Source organism: Bradyrhizobium sp. HKCCYLRH3059, from assembly GCF_051168035.1.
Lineage (GTDB): Bacteria > Pseudomonadota > Alphaproteobacteria > Rhizobiales > Xanthobacteraceae > Bradyrhizobium.
Genome location: NZ_JBNPUF010000004.1, coordinates 501,515 through 520,741 on the forward strand (window position 1 = coordinate 501,515; position 19,227 = coordinate 520,741).

Below are 19,227 nucleotides of genomic sequence, written 5' to 3' on the forward strand. Positions count from 1 at the left end.
GACAGCGCGAGCCGCAAGCGTTTCCCCTGGCCCTCGGATCATCCGTCCGAGTTAAGTATTTTGTTTAGTAGATTGCGAACGACTAAACATGTCAAGCGCGTTTTCGCGACGTTTGCAGCGCATCATGTTTAGCGACTGCGGTAAGCTGCTCGTCGTCCGGAGGTTTGCCGGGATGGCGATGGCGCGGCTCACCGGCGCAGCTGCCAGGACGCAGGCTCGGCCCAACTCCAGGCTGCATCCGCGTGGTCAGCCCTTCGCCAACGTCACGCCGCAACTGACCCGGCCGTCAGCGATGAGGAAACGTCCGGCAAGGCGAGCAACGGCGGCCGGCCAGTCCTCTCTCATGACACGCGCCTCGAACGTGCCCGCCGCCCATGCGATCGCGAGCTCGACATCCTGGAAATCCAGGAAGCCGCGCGTGAGCGGATACTGGCATTTGTAGTAGGCTTCCTTGGCGCTGAAGATCACGATCGGCAGCATCGGCTGCAACGCGTCGGGCTGGCCGCGAAGCCATTGCCGTTCGGCCGGCGTGAGCACAAGATCGCGCATCGACGGATCGAGCTCGCGCAGGTCCTCGACATCCAGTCCAAGGGACGGGACATCCCTGCTTCGGGCCACGGCCACGGCGCAATGATCGGCACAATGGGAGATGCTTCCCGCATAGCCCGACGGCCACACCGGCGCGCGATCCGGCGTCGGGACGAGCGCGACCGGCGAAGCTCCCAGCGACGCCAGCGCCCTGCGCGCCAGGATCCGGGCGGTCGCGAACTCGGCGCGCCGCTTGGCGACCGCGGCCTGGATATGCGCGCGCTCTTCGGGAAACAGCTCATCCTCCGCCAGCGAGAGGCTGGACGCCGCCACCACGACCGGACCGTCAAACAGATTTGCAAGCACTCACATCACCAACTCTGCACGCGCGTCTCTTTGCGGACCGGCCTCGACCGGCCGCCACCGTATACGAAACGGCGACGTCGAAGCGAATTCCAACGATTCAACATGTCTCGCGATCTCGCGGCGCCACGCCCCCGAGCTTTGCATGGCGAGCGCACGCTGCCGCTCGGCGAGCTGCACCACCGACCACTGCGGATCGGCATCGACCAGCACTTGCGCCCGGCGAGGTGCCAATGCACCCGGCTCCCCCCGGGAGCCCATGGTTGGATCAGGATCAGAACATACTGCGATGCAAGTCGATTCTGCCATAACTCGCCGGCTTGTCCAACGCGCCCCGGCCGCTGTCCCCCGGTCCATGCTTTTCGGCCCCGCTGACATGCGCGTTGGCGGCCAGCTTTTGCTTGACGGCAGCGGGCTGCAACGGGACTTATCCAGTCCCTCTGTCTGCCGAAGAAGTGCGTTCCCATGGCCGCCGATCCGCTCTCGATCCTCAAGACCGTGTTCGGTTACGACAGTTTCCGCGGCCGGCAGCGTGACATCGTCGAGCACGTGATCGCCGGCCACAATGCCTTCGTGCTGATGCCGACCGGCGGCGGCAAGTCGCTGTGCTACCAGATCCCGGCGCTGGCGCGTCCCGGCCTCGGGCTGATCATCTCGCCGCTGATCGCGCTGATGGAGGACCAGGTCGCCGCGCTCCGGCAGGCCGGCGTGAAGGCCGCGGCGCTGAACTCGCGGCTCTGGGGCGCCGAGAAGGACCTGCTGTGGCAGGACATCGAACGCGGCGAGCTCGATCTCCTCTACATGGCACCCGAGACGCTGCTCAAGGCGGAGAACCTCGAGCGGCTCAAGACCGCACGGTTGTCGCTGATCGCGATCGACGAGGCGCATTGCGTCTCGCAATGGGGCCATGATTTCCGTCCCGAATACCGCGCCCTCGACTGCCTCGCCGGGCTGTTCCCGACCATCCCGCGCATCGCACTCACCGCCACGGCCGATGCGCCGACGCGGGCCGAGATCGTCGAGCATCTTTCGATCGGCGACGGCAACAGCTTCATCGCCGGCTTCGACCGGCCGAACATCCGCTATGGCGCAGCGGAGAAAACCAGCACGATGCAGCAGATGCTGGCCTTCCTGAAATCGCGCGAGGGCGAGAGCGGCATCGTCTATTGCCTGTCCAAGCGCAAGACCGAGGAAGTCGCCGCCTCGCTCAGCGATCATGGCTTCCCGGCGCTGCCCTATCATGCCGGCATGGAGATGAAGGCGCGGGAGAAGAACCAGCGCCGCTTCCAGCTCGAGCAGGGCCTGATCATGGTCGCCACGATCGCCTTCGGCATGGGCATCGACAAGCCCGACGTGCGGTTCGTTGTTCATGCCGATCTGCCCTCCAGCATCGAGGCCTACTACCAAGAGACCGGCCGCGCCGGGCGCGACGGCCTGCCCTCCGAGACTCTGATGCTGTACGGGGCGGAGGACATCGCGCTGCGCCGCCGCTTCATCGACGAGTCCGACGCGCCCGATGCGCGCAAGCGCACCGAGCGCCGCAAGCTCGATGCGCTGCTCGGCTTCGCCGAGACCTGCCAGTGCCGCCGCCAGGTGCTGCTGCGCTATTTCGGCGACGATTGCGCGCCGTGCGGCAATTGCGACATCTGTCTTGACCCGCCGGAGACCTTCGACGGCACCATCGCCGCGCAGAAGCTGCTGTCCTGCATCCACCGCACCGGCGAGCGCTTCGGCCAGGCCCACGTCGTCGCGGTGTTGCTCGGCGAGACCGACGAGCGCATCGAACGGCTCGGCCACGACAAGCTCTCGACCTTCGGCATCGGCAAGGAGCACGACCGCAACGCCTGGCGCTCGATCGTCCGCCAGCTCGTCGCGCATGGTCTGATCAGCGTCGACGTCGCCGGCCATGGCGGCCTGTCGATCTCGCCCGAGGGCCGCCAGTTCCTGCGCGACAAGCCGCAGCTCAGCCTGCGCGTGCTGAAGAAGCCGCGGCGCGACCGCAAATCCCGGGAGCGGCAGACCACGGCGGCATTTCCCGACCTCGACCGCGACCTGTTCGAGAAGCTGCGCGTACGCCGGATGGAGCTCGCCAAGGCGCAGAACGTCCCGCCCTATGTCATCTTCCACGACAAGACGCTGGCCGAAATGGCGGCCCGCCATCCGCGCTCCGTCGCGGAGCTTGCGAGCATCCCCGGTGCCGGCACGGTCAAGCTCGCGCGCTACGGCGAGGCCTTCGTGGCGGTGATCAATGCGCATGATGCGGGCGCCTGAGCCGGCCATCGTCCAGCAGCACCGCGGCTCCTTCGCTCGACGATCAGACGGCACACATGGCTCACACATGGCCTCGCGATCCCGCCGCTGATGACGCCCGGGTTATGCAACTGAAGTCCCCTTCTCCTCGAAGAAGAGGCGCAGGGAAGACCGGGTATCAGCTGATACCCGCGGTCCGCGTGCAGCAAAAAGCACGCGGCAGAACCACAGGTTCAGCCCAATATCCGGCCTTCCCTGCGCGACGGTTTGACGACTTATAGGCGCTCTCCCCGGGGATCGGCTGTCTTGCCCCCGTCGCCGGCGGATCATCATCACCGCCGGTTTGGCATCAGCACCGCGATGCCAGGACCACACCACTTCGCCGTCGCATCGCTCCGTTCGTCGGCGCGGGCTTTGACACCCGGCTGCGGAGCAACGCGCCCGTCGCCTCCCCGGCTCGACGCTCGTGACGATCGCGAAACGTCCCTCTTCAGCGAGCCGGGATAACAGGAAATGTGGATGTGATTTGCCCGACGGTGCAAGTGATGAGTTTGCGACAAACTGGCACGACGGGCAGTTGGCGCATACGCGCCATGCAGAGATTGCCCGTCGTGCAGCTCGGGATGGCGCGAGTTCGTCGGGTCACAGCAGCCGGTCCCATCGACGCCTTCAAACGTCTTCAGTGATTGGAATGCACCGTCACAGTGATGAGCTTGGCTCCGGCACCGAGCTGCCGGGTCGGCAAAGCACGAGCCATTCTACTTCTCCGCGTGCCCGGCGGCACTGGTCCGACCGCATGGAAGTTCGGGCGGGGCCGGAAGATCGATGCTGCCAATCAGGTCCGAGCGCAACGTTTCAGCGGCGGCCGTCGCCGCCATGGTCTGTCGCAAGGTGCTGACGTTCGATCCGAGCGAAACGATGCCGCCGAGCACCGCGGCAATCGTCCCGAGGACGACGACCGCATTGGACCCCAGCAGGCCCAGCACCGCCCCGAGCAGCAACGCGGCGCAGCCGGATATCACGATCTTCGAGGCCATGATGATCTTTCGACACCGCTCGGCCGCGTCGGCCAGCTGTTCGATCCGCGCCTCGATGAGGGAGATTGATCGCTCGGGTCGTCCTCATCCATCAGACCAACTGTTCTCCACGGTGTTGCTTTGGGCTAATTCCGTCCCCGCCCACCAACGTACGGCCATTGGTTGGACAATCCAAGAGATGGTTTGCGGCCGTGAGGCATCGACCTTGATGAAGCTCGCGATCATCTGAGATATTACAGGCCTTGGATCACACCAACGCATGGCATCTGGCTTTGTTACGGCGCGACCAAGCCGAGGAGCCTCTCGAAACTAGGCCGGCACGGGAACCCCGGCTTTCTTCTCCAGCGCGGCCACCCGGTCGCGAAGGCTGCGGATCTCCGCGACCAGGTCAAGGACGTCCGGCGCGGGTTGATGCCCCATCATCCCGACATGGCTCGTTGTCACACGAATGGTCGACGAGCTGATCTCCATGCTGGTGCGGGAGCTCGCAACTGATAGACCCGGTTGCAATGCGGGCGGTGCGGGGACTGCGATCGTAACGCCACCCGCGACAATTCCGTCTGGAGCGGTAACGGTTTTCTCGAACCGCGCGGCGCCTTTAACGGTCACGTCTTCGAGTTTCGCCGCACCGTGAATCGAAACGCCCCCGGCGTAATGCTTGCCATCGTTGAGAACAAGTTCGTCAGCCTGGGAGTGAGAGAGCGCCGCGCGCGCCGCCGGAGGCACTTTCGGGCTCTGGAGCTGCACGGTCTCGACGTTGCATGCCATTATCGCTCGCCCCAACCAAGCCGGGGCTAGCAAGAGACGTCCCGCGTGGGCCGCCGCGCCGTCAAACTCGATTCTGAGCATGCCGGGATAGCCCTGCGCGTCGACGGGAACCCTGACATTGCCGCTCTGCAGCACAGTCGTTGATCCTTCCAGGATGACCGACGTGTCGGTGAGTTTGATGTCGCTCGTCATGTTCGCCGCCTCCCGCTGAAGATGTAACTTAAAATATCGTCAACTCGGCCGCCGCAGTTTGATTCACGTCAACGCTCCATCGGCTGGCGCCTGCGACCGTTAACTACGAAGTAGGATGTTCTGGCGCGCGCCAGGCCGCGCTCAGAACATGGGAACTGGCGGGGTCTTGAAATGCCCAATGATCTGCACACCGTCCTGAGCGGCATTCACGGATTGAAGGTCGACGCAGTCGAGAGGTCGGTTCCGGCCTGCGCGGACCATGCCTTCGCCTGGGCAGGCAAGCTGCTCCCCACGCCCCACGTTCGAGCCCGCGCCGATTTCAGCTCGGCTCATCAGCGGGCTTGGCTCGAGGCCATGAGCAATCTAAGTGCATGGAAGACGCGGCAGATCGATCTGAACCTGCCGGCATCGGGGAAGCTGCTGATTGTCGGATGGTACTTCCCGGAGCTCGCTAGCCTGCTCGGCACTGCGGACAAAAAGCATGTGATCGTTCTGGTATCGAATGATGCTCCCTGGCTCTCCGAGTTGAAGGACGCAGGCACCACACTGAACTTCCGGGCCGCAGGCGGTGCGGAGGCGCTCGCCGCGTACATGCGCGAAGGCCGCAACGTGTTCGCGATGATGGACAATATTCATCCGGGCACCGAGTTCATCCGCAGCCCATTCTTCGGGCGCCCCGCCAAGACTCCGGCCGCCATTCTGAGGCTTGCGATCCGCAACGGCTACACGCTGGCGCTGATAGCGCCCAGGGACAGCCGCGTGGAAGTGGTGGCGACGCTGCCCACCGCCGGCAAGCAGCCGGAGGATCTCGCTGCCTGGGTGAACCAGAAGATCGAACAGGAAGTCAGACGGGCGCCGGAACGCTGGCTGTCGTGGCCGACGCTCGCCTACCGCTTCCAGGCAAGCTGATTCACCAGTCAGGAGGACGCGCGCATGCCCACCACGTCGTTCAATCAGCTCGCGCAGCAGGCCGACGCACTTTACCCGCCGCAGTCGATGCACAGCCTGTTGTCCAGGCTGCGCTACCCCGGAGCGGCACCGGGAACGACCCTGCCGACGGCTTCGTTCGCCGAGGCGGCTTGGCGCCTGTCGGGCCCCTCCACGACACGAATTTCATTCCTCCACTACAACATCTGGTGCCTGCGCGCGAAGATCGGATTGAAGGAGATCGTCGCCGCTGCCGGAGGGGTGGGCCACTTCGCGGCTTGTCTTGGGGTCTCATCGGCTGAGTTCATCGGCAAGGCACTGGAGATGATCGGGGCCGACATCGGAGATGTCTGCGACCGCATCTTCCCGCCGATCGTGGAAGTCTGCGGCGTTTCCGCCAACCCGCTGAACGATGCCTGCAAGCTGGTGGGCAACAGCCTCTCGCTCGGCGGATACATCATCGAAAATCTCAGTTCCGACCTCGACTGGCTGATAAGCCTCTTCTCGATCCCCGAGGAGGTCGTATTCGAGGTGCTGATGCAGTTGGTCGCGCCGGTGCTTGGCGTGTTCGAAGTGAGTGTCATGGAGAAGCCGGTCATCCCCGAGCGCGCCGGCGAAATCGGCCGGAGGGTGTTCGCCTACGACCTCGTATCGCTGGTCGAGGCTTGGGACCAGGATACGCGGGATACGATCCTGGCACATGGCACCGCGCAGCATGTCGACGGACCGACCGGCTCCCTCGCCTACAAGCAACTGCAGAGCGGGATCCTCGTCCTCAGCCCGACGCGGACGATCGAGAATGGCGGCGGGCATGTCTATGCCGCGGACGGCGTGTCGCGAGTGATGCCCGGCGGATGCGAGATGGGCTACATGTTCGATTCTGACAAATGGGCGAACAAAGGGGTGCAACTCACGCGTATCCCGGTCGGCTTCGGTGCGATCGAGCTCTATTCGACGCATGTTTATGCCGGCGATGGCGGCCTTCTGCCGCCCGGCCCAACTGACGCGGAGAAGATCGACGTCAGGCGCAGGCAGATTGATGAGTTGATTGCCTTCATCAAGGCGACGCACCTTCCATCCAACGTGGCCATTGTCGCAGGAGATTTCAACATCGGTGCTGATACCGACGAATACCACAACCTGGTCGCGGCGATGGAGCAGGCCGGCTTCTATGACCTGTGGAGCGTCCCGTACGATACGATGAAAAGCGACGGTTTGACCGACCGTCACGGCGAGGGCGACGAGCCGATCTACAACGACTTCAATACCAACTGTAAGGTCTATCGCGCCAGCGAGGCATATCGGCAAGCCTACGATCCGGCCGTTGCCACGCCGACGATGTCAGATGATGTCGATTATTACTGCGACGACATGCAGCCAGACGACGCGAATCCCACCGGATCGAGGATCGACTACCTGTTCATGGAACGTGCGACTGCATTTCACGGCTTCAATCTCGACGTCTCACGTGTGCGCCGGCGTGCTTTCAAGTCACGCATTCGCTGGGTCGTCACCCCCGGCCCGCAGGACTACCTTTCGAACCACATCGGACTGGAGGCGACTTTGTTCGCCAGCTCAAGGCACTAGAGCTCCGGGCGTTCAAGAAGCGCGGCAGAGGCTCGGAGTCACAGAATGGGTCACTCATCGTCGACAATGCCGACTTGGCCGTCTGCGCAGCGCTTGTCGGCGGGGATGCCAAGTTGAGGCGTCTTGGCACTCGACCTGGTAAACGGTAGGCGATTAGCATCACCAACCTCTCGCCGACCGCTGAGCATAAGGGTTCGGCCAGCTTCATGTTCATGCGCGCCGGCAGACCGCCGACCTCGTGGTGCGACTTGATCGTCACCGACAGGCCGCCGGTGAAGAAGACGCTCTCGATCACGTCGAGATAGGGCCGCAGATCACCTTGCGACTGCCCACTTTGTGCGGGACATCGCACGACCGCGTGTTGTACGTTTCAAACAGCAGGCAAGGCTGAGCCATCTCGCGGCGGCATCCGCCCGAGTTGTCATCTTGAGTGAACCTCTTCCTCCGAAGAAGAGACGCAGGGAGGACCGGGTATCAGCTGATACCCGCGGTCCGCGTGCAGCAAAAAGCACGCGGCAGAACCACAGGTTCAGCCCAATATCCGGCCTTCCCTGCGCGACGGTTTGACGACTTATAGGCGCTCTCCCCGGGGATCGGCTGTCTTGCCCCCGTCGCCGGCGGATCATCATCACCGCCGGCTTGGCATCAGCACCGCGATGCCTGGACCACACCACTTCGCCGTCGCATCGCTCCGTTCGTCGGCGCGGGCTGTGACACCCGGCTGCGGAGCAACGCGCCCATCGCATCTTCCGGCTCGACGCTCGTGACGATCGCGAAACGTCCCTCTTCAGCGAGCCGGGATAACAGGAAATGTGGAGGTGATTTGCCCGACGGTGCAAGTGATGAGTCCGCGACAAACTGGCACGACGGGCAGTTCAGGCATGAGAGGCATGCACGGATTGCCCGTCGCGCAGGGATGGCCGTGGTCAGATGCGCCGCTGCACCGACGCGGGCTGGAGATCCTGCTCGCAGTGGCAGGTCCTCTGCGCCCTCTCCCGCAGGATCTGCGAGACCATCCGCTCCGTCCCGGTCAGGCCGGTCAGGATCGTCGCGCCGACAGCCATGCCCGATCGCAATCCGGCGGGCATGGCCGCCTTCAGCAGGCTGATCTTCAGCGCGATCCGCGCTTCGCCGGTTGGCGAGCCGGACGCCGCGCCGATCCACTCAGCATCCGCGACATGTCCATAGAGCCGGACGGGCAGGCCCGGCACGTCGATCGTGACCGCCTGTCCGATCGCGACATAGGTGATCTCGGAAACCGCGAGAGCTGCGATGACGTGGGGCTCGCCTGGCGTGACCACCGCCATCAACGACCGATCTGTCGTCACGGCGTCGCCGACATGGAGACCGCTTGCAGCCACGACGCCGGCGACGGGAGCGATGACGTCGTTCAGCGCGACCGTCGAAGCGCGCTCGTCCCGGTGCTCGATCCGCGCGAGAACCTGTCCCGCAGCGATCTCCTGATTGTCGGTCACGAGCAGGTCCCTGACCAGGCCGGACACCGCCGACCTGACCGGGATCTCGTTCATACTGACATAGGCGTCATCGGTGTGAACCAGATATTGGCCCACGGTCACATACTCGACCATCCACGGCACCGCGACCAGCATTCCGAACATCAGGCTGAGCGCGGCGAGCAACCACAGCGCACGTCCTGCGGACGCCCCGGCGCGCGGCTCCGCTGGGGGACGCTCCTGATGCAGAATGACCGGCCGGGATCCACCCGGCGCTTGCTGTCCGTCCACCACTCGCTCCTCACGACCACGGCATGGGGCGCGTTGCCGCCTCGGCGGCATCCTGTTGACGTCAGGGTCGCACCCATCGAATGCCCGTGACGCGAGATGTGGCGGCTCGCGGGCCGGTTGATAATGGCGCCTGGACCGAATTGGGTCTTCAATTTCTCGAAATAATGCCCGTGTCGACGACACCGCGACACCGCCGCAGCCTCGACACGAGACGGGGGTAACGCCGTTGACCGTCGCGCAAGCTTTGCCAGCGCTTCAAACAACGGCCCCAAACAGCCTTCCGATGCCTGCGGTGAGACCCAGGGCGAAGGCCCCCCAGAACGTCACGCGAAAGGTGGCGCGCGGAATGTTGGCCCCGCCTGCCTTTGCGCCGATCGCTCCCAGCACCGCGAGAAAGGCGAGAGAAGCCGCGGAGACGATCGGGACCAGCAAATTGGCGGGCGACACGACGACCATCAGCAAGGGCATGGCGCCCCCCACCGAAAACATCATGGCCGAGGTCAGGGCAGCCTGGATCGGCCGCGCTGCGGTGATCTCCGAGATTCCCAATTCGTCGCGGGCATGAGCCGTCAGTGCGTCTTTCGCCATCAACTGCTCGGCCACCTGCCGCGCAAGGGATTGATCCAGACCTCGCTTGACGTAGATTTCGGCAAGCTCGTCGCGTTCGAATGCGGGGTTGTCGCTCAGCTCCTTGCGTTCCCGGGCCAGGTCGGCCTGCTCCGTATCCGACTGCGAGCTGACGGAGACATATTCACCGGCGGCCATCGACATCGCTCCGGCGACCAATCCCGCCACGCCTGCGATCAGGACGTCGTTTCGTGTCGCTGCTGCCGCAGCAACACCGACGATCAGGCTCGCAGTCGAAATGATGCCGTCATTGGCTCCCAGAACGGCCGCTCTGAGCCATCCGATCCGCGCCACCAGATGGCTTTCGGGGTGGACGTGAAGGCGGCTCATGTCTTTCTCCTGATCACGCCTTGCAACTTCGTGGCGGCCGCCACGGTGTTGGAAATCGTTCCATACTTCCTGACATTCTGATGAAGCAGCTCGAGCCGGCGGTCGTCTTCGTCGGTGTCGACGATCAGCTCGTAATCGATCGACGCCATCATCGGCGGGCTGTCCTGACGGAAGCCGATCAGTCGCACCTCGACGCCACGAATATGGAACTTGAGCATCGGCGTCACGCGTTCGATTCCCTTGATCATGCAGGCGGCAACCGCGGCGAGAAGAAGCTCGGCCGGGTTGAACGCATCCCGCCGTCCCTGGACATCGGTGTCGAGCACCACGGTCGCATCCTTGCAGTCAGCCACGCTTTCATGCGCATCGATCCGTCGGGCGTTGACGCGATACTCTAGCATTGGGGGAGTCTCCGGGCCGCGTGTCCTTGGGGTTGGCAATCCGAACCATGAGCGGAGTGATCGATCGGATCGCGACCGTCCGGTTACGGCGGCGGAAGCGACCGGCGCAATCCATGGTTTCCGACAGGCGTGTCGCCTTCCCTAGTCGTCCGAGTGAGGCAGCATGCGAAGCAGCGTCCGATCCCGGAAGATCCAGTGATGGATCAGCGCGGCGGCCGCATGCATTGCGGCCACGATGACGAGGGCGTGGGCGAGAATTTCATGCACTTCCTTGACGTTGTGAGCAAACGCGCGGTCCTTGGGCCAGGGCGACGCGATCTCGGCAATGCCAAACAGCGGCAAGGAATCACCGCGCGCAAACTGCAACACGATGCCAACGACGGGCACGGCAAAGAGCAGCGCATAGAGAACGTAGTGCGCGAAACGCGCGGCCGGATCCTGCCACTTTCCCATCCATGTGGCGAATTCGGTCGCTTCGGGCGGCGGAGAAGGATCGGCCAGCCGCCAAGCCAGGCGCACCGCCAGAAGCATGAGGATCGCGATCCCAGCCGTGACATGGACGAGCAGGCCGGACTCGCGCGGCGCGCCCTTGGGCAGCACGTCACCGAAGACCCCAAGCGCCCAGGCGACGGCCACGAGAACGACCGTCAGCCAATGCAGCGTCTGCGGAATCGCCCCGTAGTCCCTCGTCGAGTTGAAGAGCTGCATCTCAGACCTCTTTGATCAAAAGATGCTCCTGGCGCGACCGTCCCTCGTTGATGTGGATCAAGCCCTTGCCGGTCTGGGTGCTCAGGACGGCGGGGCGAGTGCCAGCTCTGCATCGGCGATGACATAGCGGACGTAGCGGTAGTCGCGGATGAAGCTGATCTTGCCGTCGCGCCAGCTCAGCCACATGACGTAGCTGGGCCGCGGATCGCCCTGGCGTTCGAACACGGCGATCACTTCCCGGCCCTCGAGCCAGGCCGGCGCCAGCCAGACGCCGTCCATCCCGGCGTAAATGCTGAAGAACATCCCGACATCGGCCGGGCCGACACGGACGGGATGAGTGGACTGGTGCAGTTTGACGTCGTGTGCCAGCAGCGCGCGCAGGCCGTCCCAATCACGCCGGTTGAACAGGCTCACATAGCGTGTCGCCGCATCGGAGGCGGGTCTCGCCGCCGGCCGCGCCTCGGCCACAGCGTTGATCTCGGAGAGCCGCGCCCGGGCGCGGGCGAGATGCGCCTTCACCGAGTCCACCGTCAGGTCGAGCAGCGCCGCGATGTCGGCGAGCGACTCATCGAGCACATCCTTCAGAACGAGGACACTCCGCTGAGGGATCGGAAGCTCCGTGAAGCGCGACACCGCGGTCCGGATCGCCTCGTCGCGCATCATCGCCTCCACGGCATCCGGCACGGTGTCGTCGGCGACACCGTCAGCCGCCTCCATCGGTTCGGCGGCCCGGATCGCACGGCTGCGCAGCAGGTCCAGCGCCCGGTTATGCGCGACCCGGAACAGCCAGGCGCGCAGCATCACGACGTCGCGCATCTCGTCCACCGCGACGAGCGCTTTTGTCAGGGTGTCCTGCACGACGTCCTCGCCGTCGATCACAGAGCCCATCAGGCGCGCGCAATAACGATGCAGCTCGGGCCGCAGCTGCTCTGCGAGGGCCACGAGCTCGGCGCTGCGCGCGCCGCGCGAAGCATGTCCGCCGTCGCTCAAGCTGCCGCTCCTTCCATCACCGTCACGCCGGAATCTCCGTTGAGACCGAACACGACGCCGTCGACGAACCGCGGGTCCTCCAGCACTGCGACCACACGATCGCCGAACGCCCGTGGCGGCATCGGCGCGCCGAAGCGGGCAACGAACGCTTCCGGCGCAATGCCCATGGACCCGGCATAAGCACCCGCGGCCGTATCCCCCACTCCCGTGCCGAGGATCATCATACGCGGCACGATCGCCTGGAAGCGGATGCCGAGCCTGTCGTCCTGCGACACGCCGTTGGCGTATTTCGCCATGAACCAGAGCATGCGCTTGGCGCCGCCGTAGCCGCCTGACATCTGCGAACCGCCCACCGCCGCGCCGCTCGATCCGACCAGGACGCGGCTTCCTGGTTTCAGGGGGAGCTTGAGCGCCGCCTGGATCCAGTACAAGCCCGCCTTGACGTCCGTTTCCCAGGCAACCGAGAAATCCCTCCAGGTCAGCCGATCCAGCCGGTCCATGTGCGGCGTTGTGCCGGCGTTCAAGATCAGGATGTCGGGGCTGATATCGCCGACGATGCGATGCGCAGCGGCCTCGTCGGTGACGTCGGCCGCGATCGTGGCCACACCCAGGCGCGCAGCAATCGCGTTCAGCGCCTCGGTTCCGCGCGCGACGACGGTCACCTTGGCGCCGCGATCGACGAGGGCCTCCACGACTCCCAAGCCAAGGCCGCGGCTTCCGCCGGTCACGACGATCGTCTTGTCTTTCAGGCTCATGATGATGCTCCAATGTCCAGATGACATGAAAACGATCGAGGCATCGGAAAAGAGTCAGGCGGCGAAACCAATGCGAGCCCCCTTGCGCAACCGGCCGCCCGGCTGGATGCTCCGGGCACATCGTTCATCACGGGAATCGCTTCATGTCCGTCGACACCACCGCCGCCACCGATCGTCTGATGCGTTTTCTCGCCGTCCAGGGCGTGACCGGACAGGAAAAGGCGATCGGGCGCGAGATCATGGCGGCGCTGAAGCAGGCCGGCGTGCCGGCCAAGGCGATGCGGCTCGACGATGCCAATACGCGCATTCCGCTGCCGACCGAGACCGGCAACCTGATCGTCGAGCTGCCTGGCCGCGGCAGCCAGCACAATCAGCCGCGGATCATGTTCATGACCCACATGGACACGGTGCCACTGTGCGCCGGCGCGCAGCCGAAGATCTCCGGTCGCAAGATCGTCAACCAGGCCAGGACCGCGCTCGGCGGCGACAATCGCTGCGGCTGCGGCATTCTCGTCACGCTCGCGGCCGAGCTAATCCGGCAGAAGCTCGATCATCCGCCGATCACGCTGCTGTTCTGCGTGCGCGAGGAGAGCGGGCTCTATGGCGCGCGGCACGTCAACACCGACGACCTCGGCGCGCCCGAGATGGCGTTCAACTTCGACGGCAGCTCGGCCTCCGCCGTCACGATCGGCGCTGTCGGCGCCGACCGCTGGGAGGTCGAGATCTTCGGCCGCGCCTCGCATGCCGGCGTCGCGCCTGAGCGCGGCATCAGCGCCACCATGATCCTGGCGCTCGCGCTCGCCGAGGTGAAAGCCGGCGGCTGGTTCGGCAAGGTGGTGAAGGGCAAGGGCAAGGACGCGAGGCTTGGCACCAGCAATGTCGGTCCGGTCACCGGCGGCGAAGGCCGCCCCGCGGGCGACGCCACCAACGTCGTCACCGACTACGTCCACGTCCGCGGCGAATGCCGCAGCCACGATGCCAAATTCATCCGCGAGATCACCAAGGCCTACAAGGCGGCTTTCGAGAAGGCGGCCAAGCAGGTCACCAACAGCGAAGGCAAGTCCGGCCGCGTCAAGTTCAAGGCCGAGACCGACTATCATCCGTTCCGGATGAAGGAGACCCTTCCCGTCGTCAAGCGCGCCATGGCTGCCGTTTCCGACATCGGCGCCGCGCCGACCCTGCGCGCCGGCAATGGCGGCCTCGACGCCAACTGGATGGTCCGCCACGGCATCCCCACCGTGACCTTCGGCACCGGCCAGAACGAGCCGCACACGATTGACGAATGGATCAACCTGGACGAATACGATCGGGCGTGTGCGCTGGCGGTCAGGCTGGCGACGATGGGGTGAGACGACGCCATCCGGACACGCACTTGGATGGCTGCAATCTCCTTGCTCCCGCGCAACGTCGTGATGACGGGCTCGCCAGCAAACGCGCATGTTCCGAACAGGTCGAACAGCGAGGCCATGACGTCGCGCTCCCGCGGCGGATGTCACCCAGGCAGAGATTGCCCGTCGTGCAGCTCGGGATGGCGCGAGCTCGTCGGGTCACGGCGGCCAGTCTCATCGACGCCCTTCAAACGTCTTCAGTGATTGGAATGCACCGTCACAGTGATGAGTTGGCTCCGGCACCGGGCTGCCGGGTCGGCAAAGCACGAGCCATTCCTCCTCTGCGTGCCCAGCGGCCCCTGTCCGATCGCATGGAAGTTCGGGCGGGGCCGGAACTCCAAAGCGGGACGGCGGTTCTAGTGCGATGGACCTGCCATTCGCGTTGGACCGTCGCCAACTCCTCGGCGAGGTCAGGTCCAGAACCGCAATCGATCATCCGTTTGCCGGCATTGTACGGCTCTGACGTTCGTCACAGTTCTCGGCAGAGCCGGACACCGGAGACATCAGCCAATCACGGCGCACTTCACTGGAGGCCTGACATGTCGACCAAACTAGCTCTGCTCGGCCGCACGGCCGCAATTGCTTCATTGACTGCACTCGCGATCGGCGCCTTCACCCCGACCAGTGCCGACGCGCGAAATGGGCGCTGGCACGGCGGCGGCGGCGGCGCTGCGATCGGCGCGGCGCTTGCGGCGGGTGCCATCGGCACCGGTCTTGCGATCGCCGCAAGCCGCGACGCCTACGATTATTACGATGGCCCGGTCTATGACGGCCCGGCCTATTACGCGGCTCCGTCCTACTACGGCGTGAACCCCCACGCCTATGGCTATTACCGCAAGGGCGAATACCCCTATCAGGTCTATGGCGGCGACAGCCCGAACGCGGTCTGCGCGCAGGGCACGACCTGGAATTGCCGCTGAGACCGCGTCCAATTGAAACCTCCACGCGGCATCGGGCGAGGTCTCGCGGCGCTCGCCCGGCGCTGGACTCGATTCTCTGCCGTCGGGATCAGTCCCGTAACATGCCATGAGCGCAGCGACATGCGGGACCGATCTCTCGCCGGGTCGCTTCCCCGAAGCCCATTTGAGCCGCGGCGGGCGCTACGCGTCGAACGCGAGGCGGATGACCGATCGCGATACCCTTGCCGGCATGCGCACCGCTGCCCAAATGCGCGCGCCAGCCGGCATCATGATCCCGATGCGACATCCGGCGGGATGACTCCCTTGCTGAAGATGAAGCAGCCGTAGAACCGGCGCTCGCCGGTGGCGATCACGCAATAGGCTGATCTGGCCATCTCATAGAATGCGAAGCGCTCGACGCCGACCAGCGGCCACGACCTGCCCTCGGCGCGGTCGATCACCGCCTGCACCTCCTGCTGCACCGGCGTCACCTCCGCAGGACTGCCCACGACCTCCATCCGCACGGCGGCATCGTCGATGAAGCTGTCGAGCGGCAGCACCGACAGCACGGCCTGGACCGCGCGCGCCGCGCTGACATTATCGATGCGCAGCAGCCCGCCGAACACTGTCTGCCGCGCGATCGCATCCGCCGGAAAATTGGTGTCGCAGATCACGAGACGGTCGCCATGCCCCATCGCGCGGAGCGCATGGAGCACGTCGGCATTGAGCAGTGGATCGATCCCCTTGAGCATGTGGTCTCCCTGTCATTTTCATCGAACGGACCAGGTCGCCGGGCCATCGGCCAAGGGCAACTGCTGCCAACACCTGGAGCGCGTCACGCCATCATCCCATCGCGAACTACACGCTCCCTCGCCTTTCGCCGACCAGGCGAAGATCGATGCTGCCGATCAGGTCCGAGCGCAGCCTTTCAGCGGCGGCCATCGCCGCCATTGTCTGTCGCAACGTGCTGACATTCGATCCGAGCGACACGATGCCGCCGAGCAGCGCCGCAATGGCGCCGAGGAGCGCGACCGCATCGGATCCGAGCAGGCCCAGCACCGCGCCGAGCAGCAATGCGGCGCCGCCCGCTATCGCGATTTTCGAGGCCAGGATGATCTTTCGGCACCGCTCCGCCATCTCGGCAAGCTCGTCGATCCGCGCCTCGATCCGGGATATCTCTCCGCTCGGGTCGTCCTCATCCATCACGCGAGCTGCCCTCCGCGCCATCAGCGCCTCATCCTGAAACGACCCGGTCCCCGATCATGCCACCTGTCACGTGGCGCGCGAGCGTACGACGCCGCCATCCCACCGGCAACCATCCACGGCCTGACTTCACCGCGCACAACAGGTCCCGACGCACGCGGACGCTCCTCCAGGGCCGCGGCCGCAGGCCCGGAACAAAGCCGGCAACTCCGGATTGTCGTACCCGGAATTTCCACACGGCGGATGGGCGGCTCATGCCGAGCGCCCGTTCGGCAACCATCGGCTGCTATTGCCTACACGGCAATGAGCAACTTCTGACCTTGGTGCCAGCAGCTCATGAATGAGAGCTGAGCGGAAACGACAATTCAACTACGAAAGCAGCGCGTCGGCCAGGCGATATCAGGAAAAGGCCGCAGAGGCGCGTGATGCTCAAGGCGCCTCGTTACGGGGACGCGCAACCATATCATCTCGAGTTGCCCAAACACGAGCACCGTCCGCTACTCGCGGCGGCCCGAGCCGTTCGTCAATTGCAAACTTCCCAAGTTGATCCCGTGTTGCACGCGATATAGTAGCGAGCCGGCGGGGATCCGAAGCGGCGCGACTCCACTAGCGAGCCATTTGCGTGCGTCGGCCGGGCGGCGGGTGGGGAAGGCCACCCCACCCTGGACAACGACAACAGTTCTCCTAACCACTGCCGCGTCCCCACTTCAGGCAACAACCCGTGGCCGACTTTCACAAGCCGCGAAGTGTGACCAAGTCGTTCTCATGCCTCCAGGCTCCGAGAGGTCACATCGAGCCATGCCTGGAGCGAGCTCACGAGCATGAGAGCCCTCAAACGTTCGCGCCGGCGACGTTCCTGCCCGCGAGCCAGCCGAAGACCAGCGCCGGACCCAACGTGATGCCGGGCCCGGGATAGGCCCCTTCCATGATCGAGGCCATGTCGTTGCCGCAGGCGAACAGGCCAGGAATGGGTGAGCCATCCGCGCGCAACACCCGCCCGCGCGCATCGGTGACGAGGCCCGCGGACATGCCGAGATCGGCCGGATAGACCGGGACGGCATGGAAAGGCGGCTCCAGGATCGGCGCGACGCAGGGATTGGGATGCCGATCGGCGTCGCCGAGCGCACGCTGATAGATGTCGCCGCCGCGGCCGAAGGCGGGATCTTCGCCGCGCACCGCACCGGCGTTGAACTGGTTGACGGTCGCAGTCAGCGCCTGCGCGGGGACGCCGATCGTCTCCGCGAGCGCGTCCAGGCTGTCGGCACGCTTGAGATAGCCCGCGGCGACGTCGTCAGCGACACTGCGCGTGAACGGCTTGATCTTGCCGAGGCCGTATCTCCACAGGAAGCGGCGATCGCAGATCAGCCAGGCGGGAATGGCCGCAGCGTGATCGAGCTGCGCGCGCACGAACTCGTGGTAGGACACCGCCTCGTTGACGAAGCGGCGGCCGGTGCCATCGACCGCGATCAGGCCGGGTTTGGCGCGGTCGGTGACCGTGTGCGGGAAGACGCCGCTTCTGCCGTCGGCCCGTGTGAAGGTCGAAGCCGGCACCCAGAACGCGCCCGCTTTCGTCGGTGCCGACAGGCACGCGCCCAGGGCCATGGCCAGCCGCGCACCGCGTGGTGCAGCGCCGGGGTCAACGGTGACCGACAGCAGGCCGGCGCCCTGCGGCACATAGCAGCGGCGCAGCTCGGCATCATGCGACAGCCCGCCGGTCGCGAGCACCACGCCGCGCCTTGCGGTGATCCAGGAGCGGCCGGAGCGATCGACAATTTCGAGCCTCGAGACCCTGCCCTGCGCGTCGGCCTCAAGCTGCTGGGCGGAGGTGCCGGTGCGTATCACGACGCCACGATCGAGTGCCGAGCGCAGCAGCCGCGCCGCCAGCGCGTTGCCGAGATAAAGCGTCGTGCCGCGCCGCGCCGTGAGCCGTTGCAGGCCATAGCGCGCGATCAACCTGGCCGCATGCAGAGCCGAGCGCAACGATCGGCCGGCACGGCGCAGATGCGGGATATCCTGGCGGCTGATCATCATGCCGCCGAACAGCATGAACTCCGGCAGCGGATCGCGCAGCAGCGCAAAGGCGTCGCCGAGGCCGCGCGCATCGAATGGCAGCGGCTCCAGCACCCTGCCTCCCGCGGTGGCACCTGGCAGGTCGGGATAATAATCCGGATAGGTCGGCACCGGCTGCAGCCGCAGCGCAGTGCGGGCCTCGAGATCGCGCAAAGCTTCGTCGCCGAATGCAAGGAACGTCTCGAGCCGCGTGCGGTCCTGCCCCGGCACGGTCCGGGCCAAATACGTGCGCGCCGCCTCCAGCGTATCCGCCCGCCCCTCCGCGGCCGCCTTGTGATTGGCAGGAATCCAGACCATGCCGCCGGAGATGGCGGTGGTGCCGCCGATAAATTCGGCCTGCTCCAGCAGCAGCACCGAGCAGCCGTCAGCAGCCGCGATCGTCGCCGCCGTCATGCCGCCCGCGCCGGCTCCGACGACCACGACATCGAACGTCTCGCCGGCGTGCGCCGCCGCCGTCAT

General features: G+C 65.4%; 16 protein-coding genes and 1 pseudogene. 5 read left to right on the forward strand and 12 right to left on the reverse strand.

Annotated elements, in window-relative coordinates; genetic code table 11:
• Positions 1–246: 246 nt before the first annotated feature.
• Entirely contained in the window at positions 247–894 is a 648-nt protein-coding gene (locus tag ACQR13_RS16260; protein ID WP_316164646.1) for a 4'-phosphopantetheinyl transferase family protein, read from the reverse strand.
• Positions 895–1,356: 462 nt separating this feature from the next.
• Between ACQR13_RS16260 and recQ the strand changes: the two genes are divergently transcribed.
• Positions 1,357–3,162, forward strand: coding sequence for a DNA helicase RecQ (gene recQ / locus ACQR13_RS16265; RefSeq protein ID WP_434844393.1), 1,806 nt, complete (start codon positions 1,357–1,359; stop codon positions 3,160–3,162).
• Between the two features lie 737 nt (positions 3,163–3,899).
• Here recQ and ACQR13_RS16270 read toward each other — a convergent pair.
• A pseudogene (locus tag ACQR13_RS16270) lies at positions 3,900–4,270 on the reverse strand (hypothetical protein).
• Between the two features lie 217 nt (positions 4,271–4,487).
• Positions 4,488–5,138, reverse strand: a complete 651-nt coding sequence (locus ACQR13_RS16275) for a hypothetical protein (protein ID WP_315749844.1) — start codon at positions 5,136–5,138, stop codon at positions 4,488–4,490.
• 171 nt (positions 5,139–5,309) lie between these two features.
• Between ACQR13_RS16275 and ACQR13_RS16280 the strand changes: the two genes are divergently transcribed.
• Together ACQR13_RS16280 and ACQR13_RS16285 are read left to right on the forward strand one after the other, a co-directional pair.
• Positions 5,310–6,047: a hypothetical protein gene (locus ACQR13_RS16280; protein ID WP_315749842.1), complete on the forward strand. Its 738-nt coding sequence runs from the start codon at positions 5,310–5,312 to the stop codon at positions 6,045–6,047.
• A gap of 24 nt (positions 6,048–6,071) precedes the next feature.
• Positions 6,072–7,652, forward strand: coding sequence for an endonuclease/exonuclease/phosphatase family protein (locus ACQR13_RS16285; RefSeq protein ID WP_315749839.1), 1,581 nt, complete (start codon positions 6,072–6,074; stop codon positions 7,650–7,652).
• Between the two features lie 926 nt (positions 7,653–8,578).
• Here the strand turns inward: ACQR13_RS16285 and ACQR13_RS16290 are convergent.
• From ACQR13_RS16290 to ACQR13_RS16315, 6 genes are all read right to left on the reverse strand, one after another.
• A complete protein-coding gene (locus tag ACQR13_RS16290; RefSeq protein WP_315749838.1) occupies positions 8,579–9,397 on the reverse strand; it encodes an HlyD family efflux transporter periplasmic adaptor subunit in 819 nt (272 codons plus the stop codon).
• Positions 9,398–9,652: 255 nt separating this feature from the next.
• Positions 9,653–10,354, reverse strand: coding sequence for a VIT1/CCC1 transporter family protein (locus ACQR13_RS16295; protein ID WP_315749836.1), 702 nt, complete (start codon positions 10,352–10,354; stop codon positions 9,653–9,655).
• Positions 10,351–10,755, reverse strand: coding sequence for an OsmC family protein (locus tag ACQR13_RS16300; protein ID WP_315750037.1), 405 nt, complete (start codon positions 10,753–10,755; stop codon positions 10,351–10,353). Before ACQR13_RS16300 ends, ACQR13_RS16295 begins: the two co-directional genes overlap by 4 nt.
• A gap of 141 nt (positions 10,756–10,896) precedes the next feature.
• The gene (locus tag ACQR13_RS16305; protein ID WP_315718501.1) at positions 10,897–11,463 is read right to left on the reverse strand and encodes a cytochrome b; all 567 of its coding nucleotides are present in this window, start codon (positions 11,461–11,463) and stop codon (positions 10,897–10,899) included.
• Positions 11,464–11,544: 81 nt separating this feature from the next.
• Positions 11,545–12,453 carry a sigma-70 family RNA polymerase sigma factor gene (locus ACQR13_RS16310; protein ID WP_315749835.1) on the reverse strand — a complete coding sequence of 303 codons (909 nt, stop codon included), beginning with the start codon at positions 12,451–12,453 and terminating at the stop codon, positions 11,545–11,547.
• Positions 12,450–13,208 (reverse strand): SDR family oxidoreductase, encoded by a 759-nt coding sequence (locus tag ACQR13_RS16315; RefSeq protein WP_315749833.1) that lies wholly within the window; start codon positions 13,206–13,208, stop codon positions 12,450–12,452. The genes ACQR13_RS16310 and ACQR13_RS16315 overlap by 4 nt, the downstream gene beginning before the upstream one ends.
• A 143-nt stretch (positions 13,209–13,351) precedes the next feature.
• On the opposite strand from ACQR13_RS16315, the gene ACQR13_RS16320 reads away from it, so the two are divergent.
• A complete protein-coding gene (locus ACQR13_RS16320) occupies positions 13,352–14,557 on the forward strand; it encodes a M20/M25/M40 family metallo-hydrolase (RefSeq protein ID WP_315749831.1) in 1,206 nt (401 codons plus the stop codon).
• 578 nt (positions 14,558–15,135) lie between these two features.
• Complete coding sequence (locus ACQR13_RS16325; RefSeq protein WP_315718505.1) at positions 15,136–15,516, forward strand: hypothetical protein; 381 nt, start codon at positions 15,136–15,138, stop codon at positions 15,514–15,516.
• A gap of 266 nt (positions 15,517–15,782) precedes the next feature.
• Here the strand turns inward: ACQR13_RS16325 and ACQR13_RS16330 are convergent, their stop codons facing one another.
• The 3 genes from ACQR13_RS16330 to ACQR13_RS16340 form a co-directional block, all read right to left on the reverse strand.
• Complete coding sequence (locus ACQR13_RS16330; protein ID WP_316202124.1) at positions 15,783–16,247, reverse strand: RbsD/FucU family protein; 465 nt, start codon at positions 16,245–16,247, stop codon at positions 15,783–15,785.
• 106 nt (positions 16,248–16,353) lie between these two features.
• Positions 16,354–16,698: a hypothetical protein gene (locus tag ACQR13_RS16335; RefSeq protein ID WP_315718526.1), complete on the reverse strand. Its 345-nt coding sequence runs from the start codon at positions 16,696–16,698 to the stop codon at positions 16,354–16,356.
• An 831-nt stretch (positions 16,699–17,529) separates the two neighbouring features.
• Complete coding sequence (locus ACQR13_RS16340) at positions 17,530–19,227, reverse strand: FAD-dependent oxidoreductase (RefSeq protein ID WP_316170522.1); 1,698 nt, start codon at positions 19,225–19,227, stop codon at positions 17,530–17,532.

Bases quoted from the DNA above. Each gene is read 5' to 3' on its own strand.
- recQ (WP_434844393.1), top strand. From the start codon at position 1,357: ATGGCCGCCGATCCGCTCTCGATCCTCAAGACCGTGTTCGGTTACGAC.
- ACQR13_RS16275 (WP_315749844.1), bottom strand. From the start codon at position 5,138: ATGACGAGCGACATCAAACTCACCGACACGTCGGTCATCCTGGAAGGA.
- ACQR13_RS16280 (WP_315749842.1), top strand. From the start codon at position 5,310: ATGCCCAATGATCTGCACACCGTCCTGAGCGGCATTCACGGATTGAAG.
- ACQR13_RS16285 (WP_315749839.1), top strand. From the start codon at position 6,072: ATGCCCACCACGTCGTTCAATCAGCTCGCGCAGCAGGCCGACGCACTT.
- ACQR13_RS16295 (WP_315749836.1), bottom strand. From the start codon at position 10,354: ATGAGCCGCCTTCACGTCCACCCCGAAAGCCATCTGGTGGCGCGGATC.
- ACQR13_RS16300 (WP_315750037.1), bottom strand. From the start codon at position 10,755: ATGCTAGAGTATCGCGTCAACGCCCGACGGATCGATGCGCATGAAAGC.
- ACQR13_RS16305 (WP_315718501.1), bottom strand. From the start codon at position 11,463: ATGCAGCTCTTCAACTCGACGAGGGACTACGGGGCGATTCCGCAGACG.
- ACQR13_RS16315 (WP_315749833.1), bottom strand. From the start codon at position 13,208: ATGAGCCTGAAAGACAAGACGATCGTCGTGACCGGCGGAAGCCGCGGC.
- ACQR13_RS16320 (WP_315749831.1), top strand. From the start codon at position 13,352: ATGTCCGTCGACACCACCGCCGCCACCGATCGTCTGATGCGTTTTCTC.
- ACQR13_RS16325 (WP_315718505.1), top strand. From the start codon at position 15,136: ATGTCGACCAAACTAGCTCTGCTCGGCCGCACGGCCGCAATTGCTTCA.
- ACQR13_RS16330 (WP_316202124.1), bottom strand. From the start codon at position 16,247: ATGCTCAAGGGGATCGATCCACTGCTCAATGCCGACGTGCTCCATGCG.
- ACQR13_RS16335 (WP_315718526.1), bottom strand. From the start codon at position 16,698: ATGGATGAGGACGACCCGAGCGGAGAGATATCCCGGATCGAGGCGCGG.
- ACQR13_RS16340 (WP_316170522.1), bottom strand. From the start codon at position 19,227: ATGACGGCGGCGGCGCACGCCGGCGAGACGTTCGATGTCGTGGTCGTC.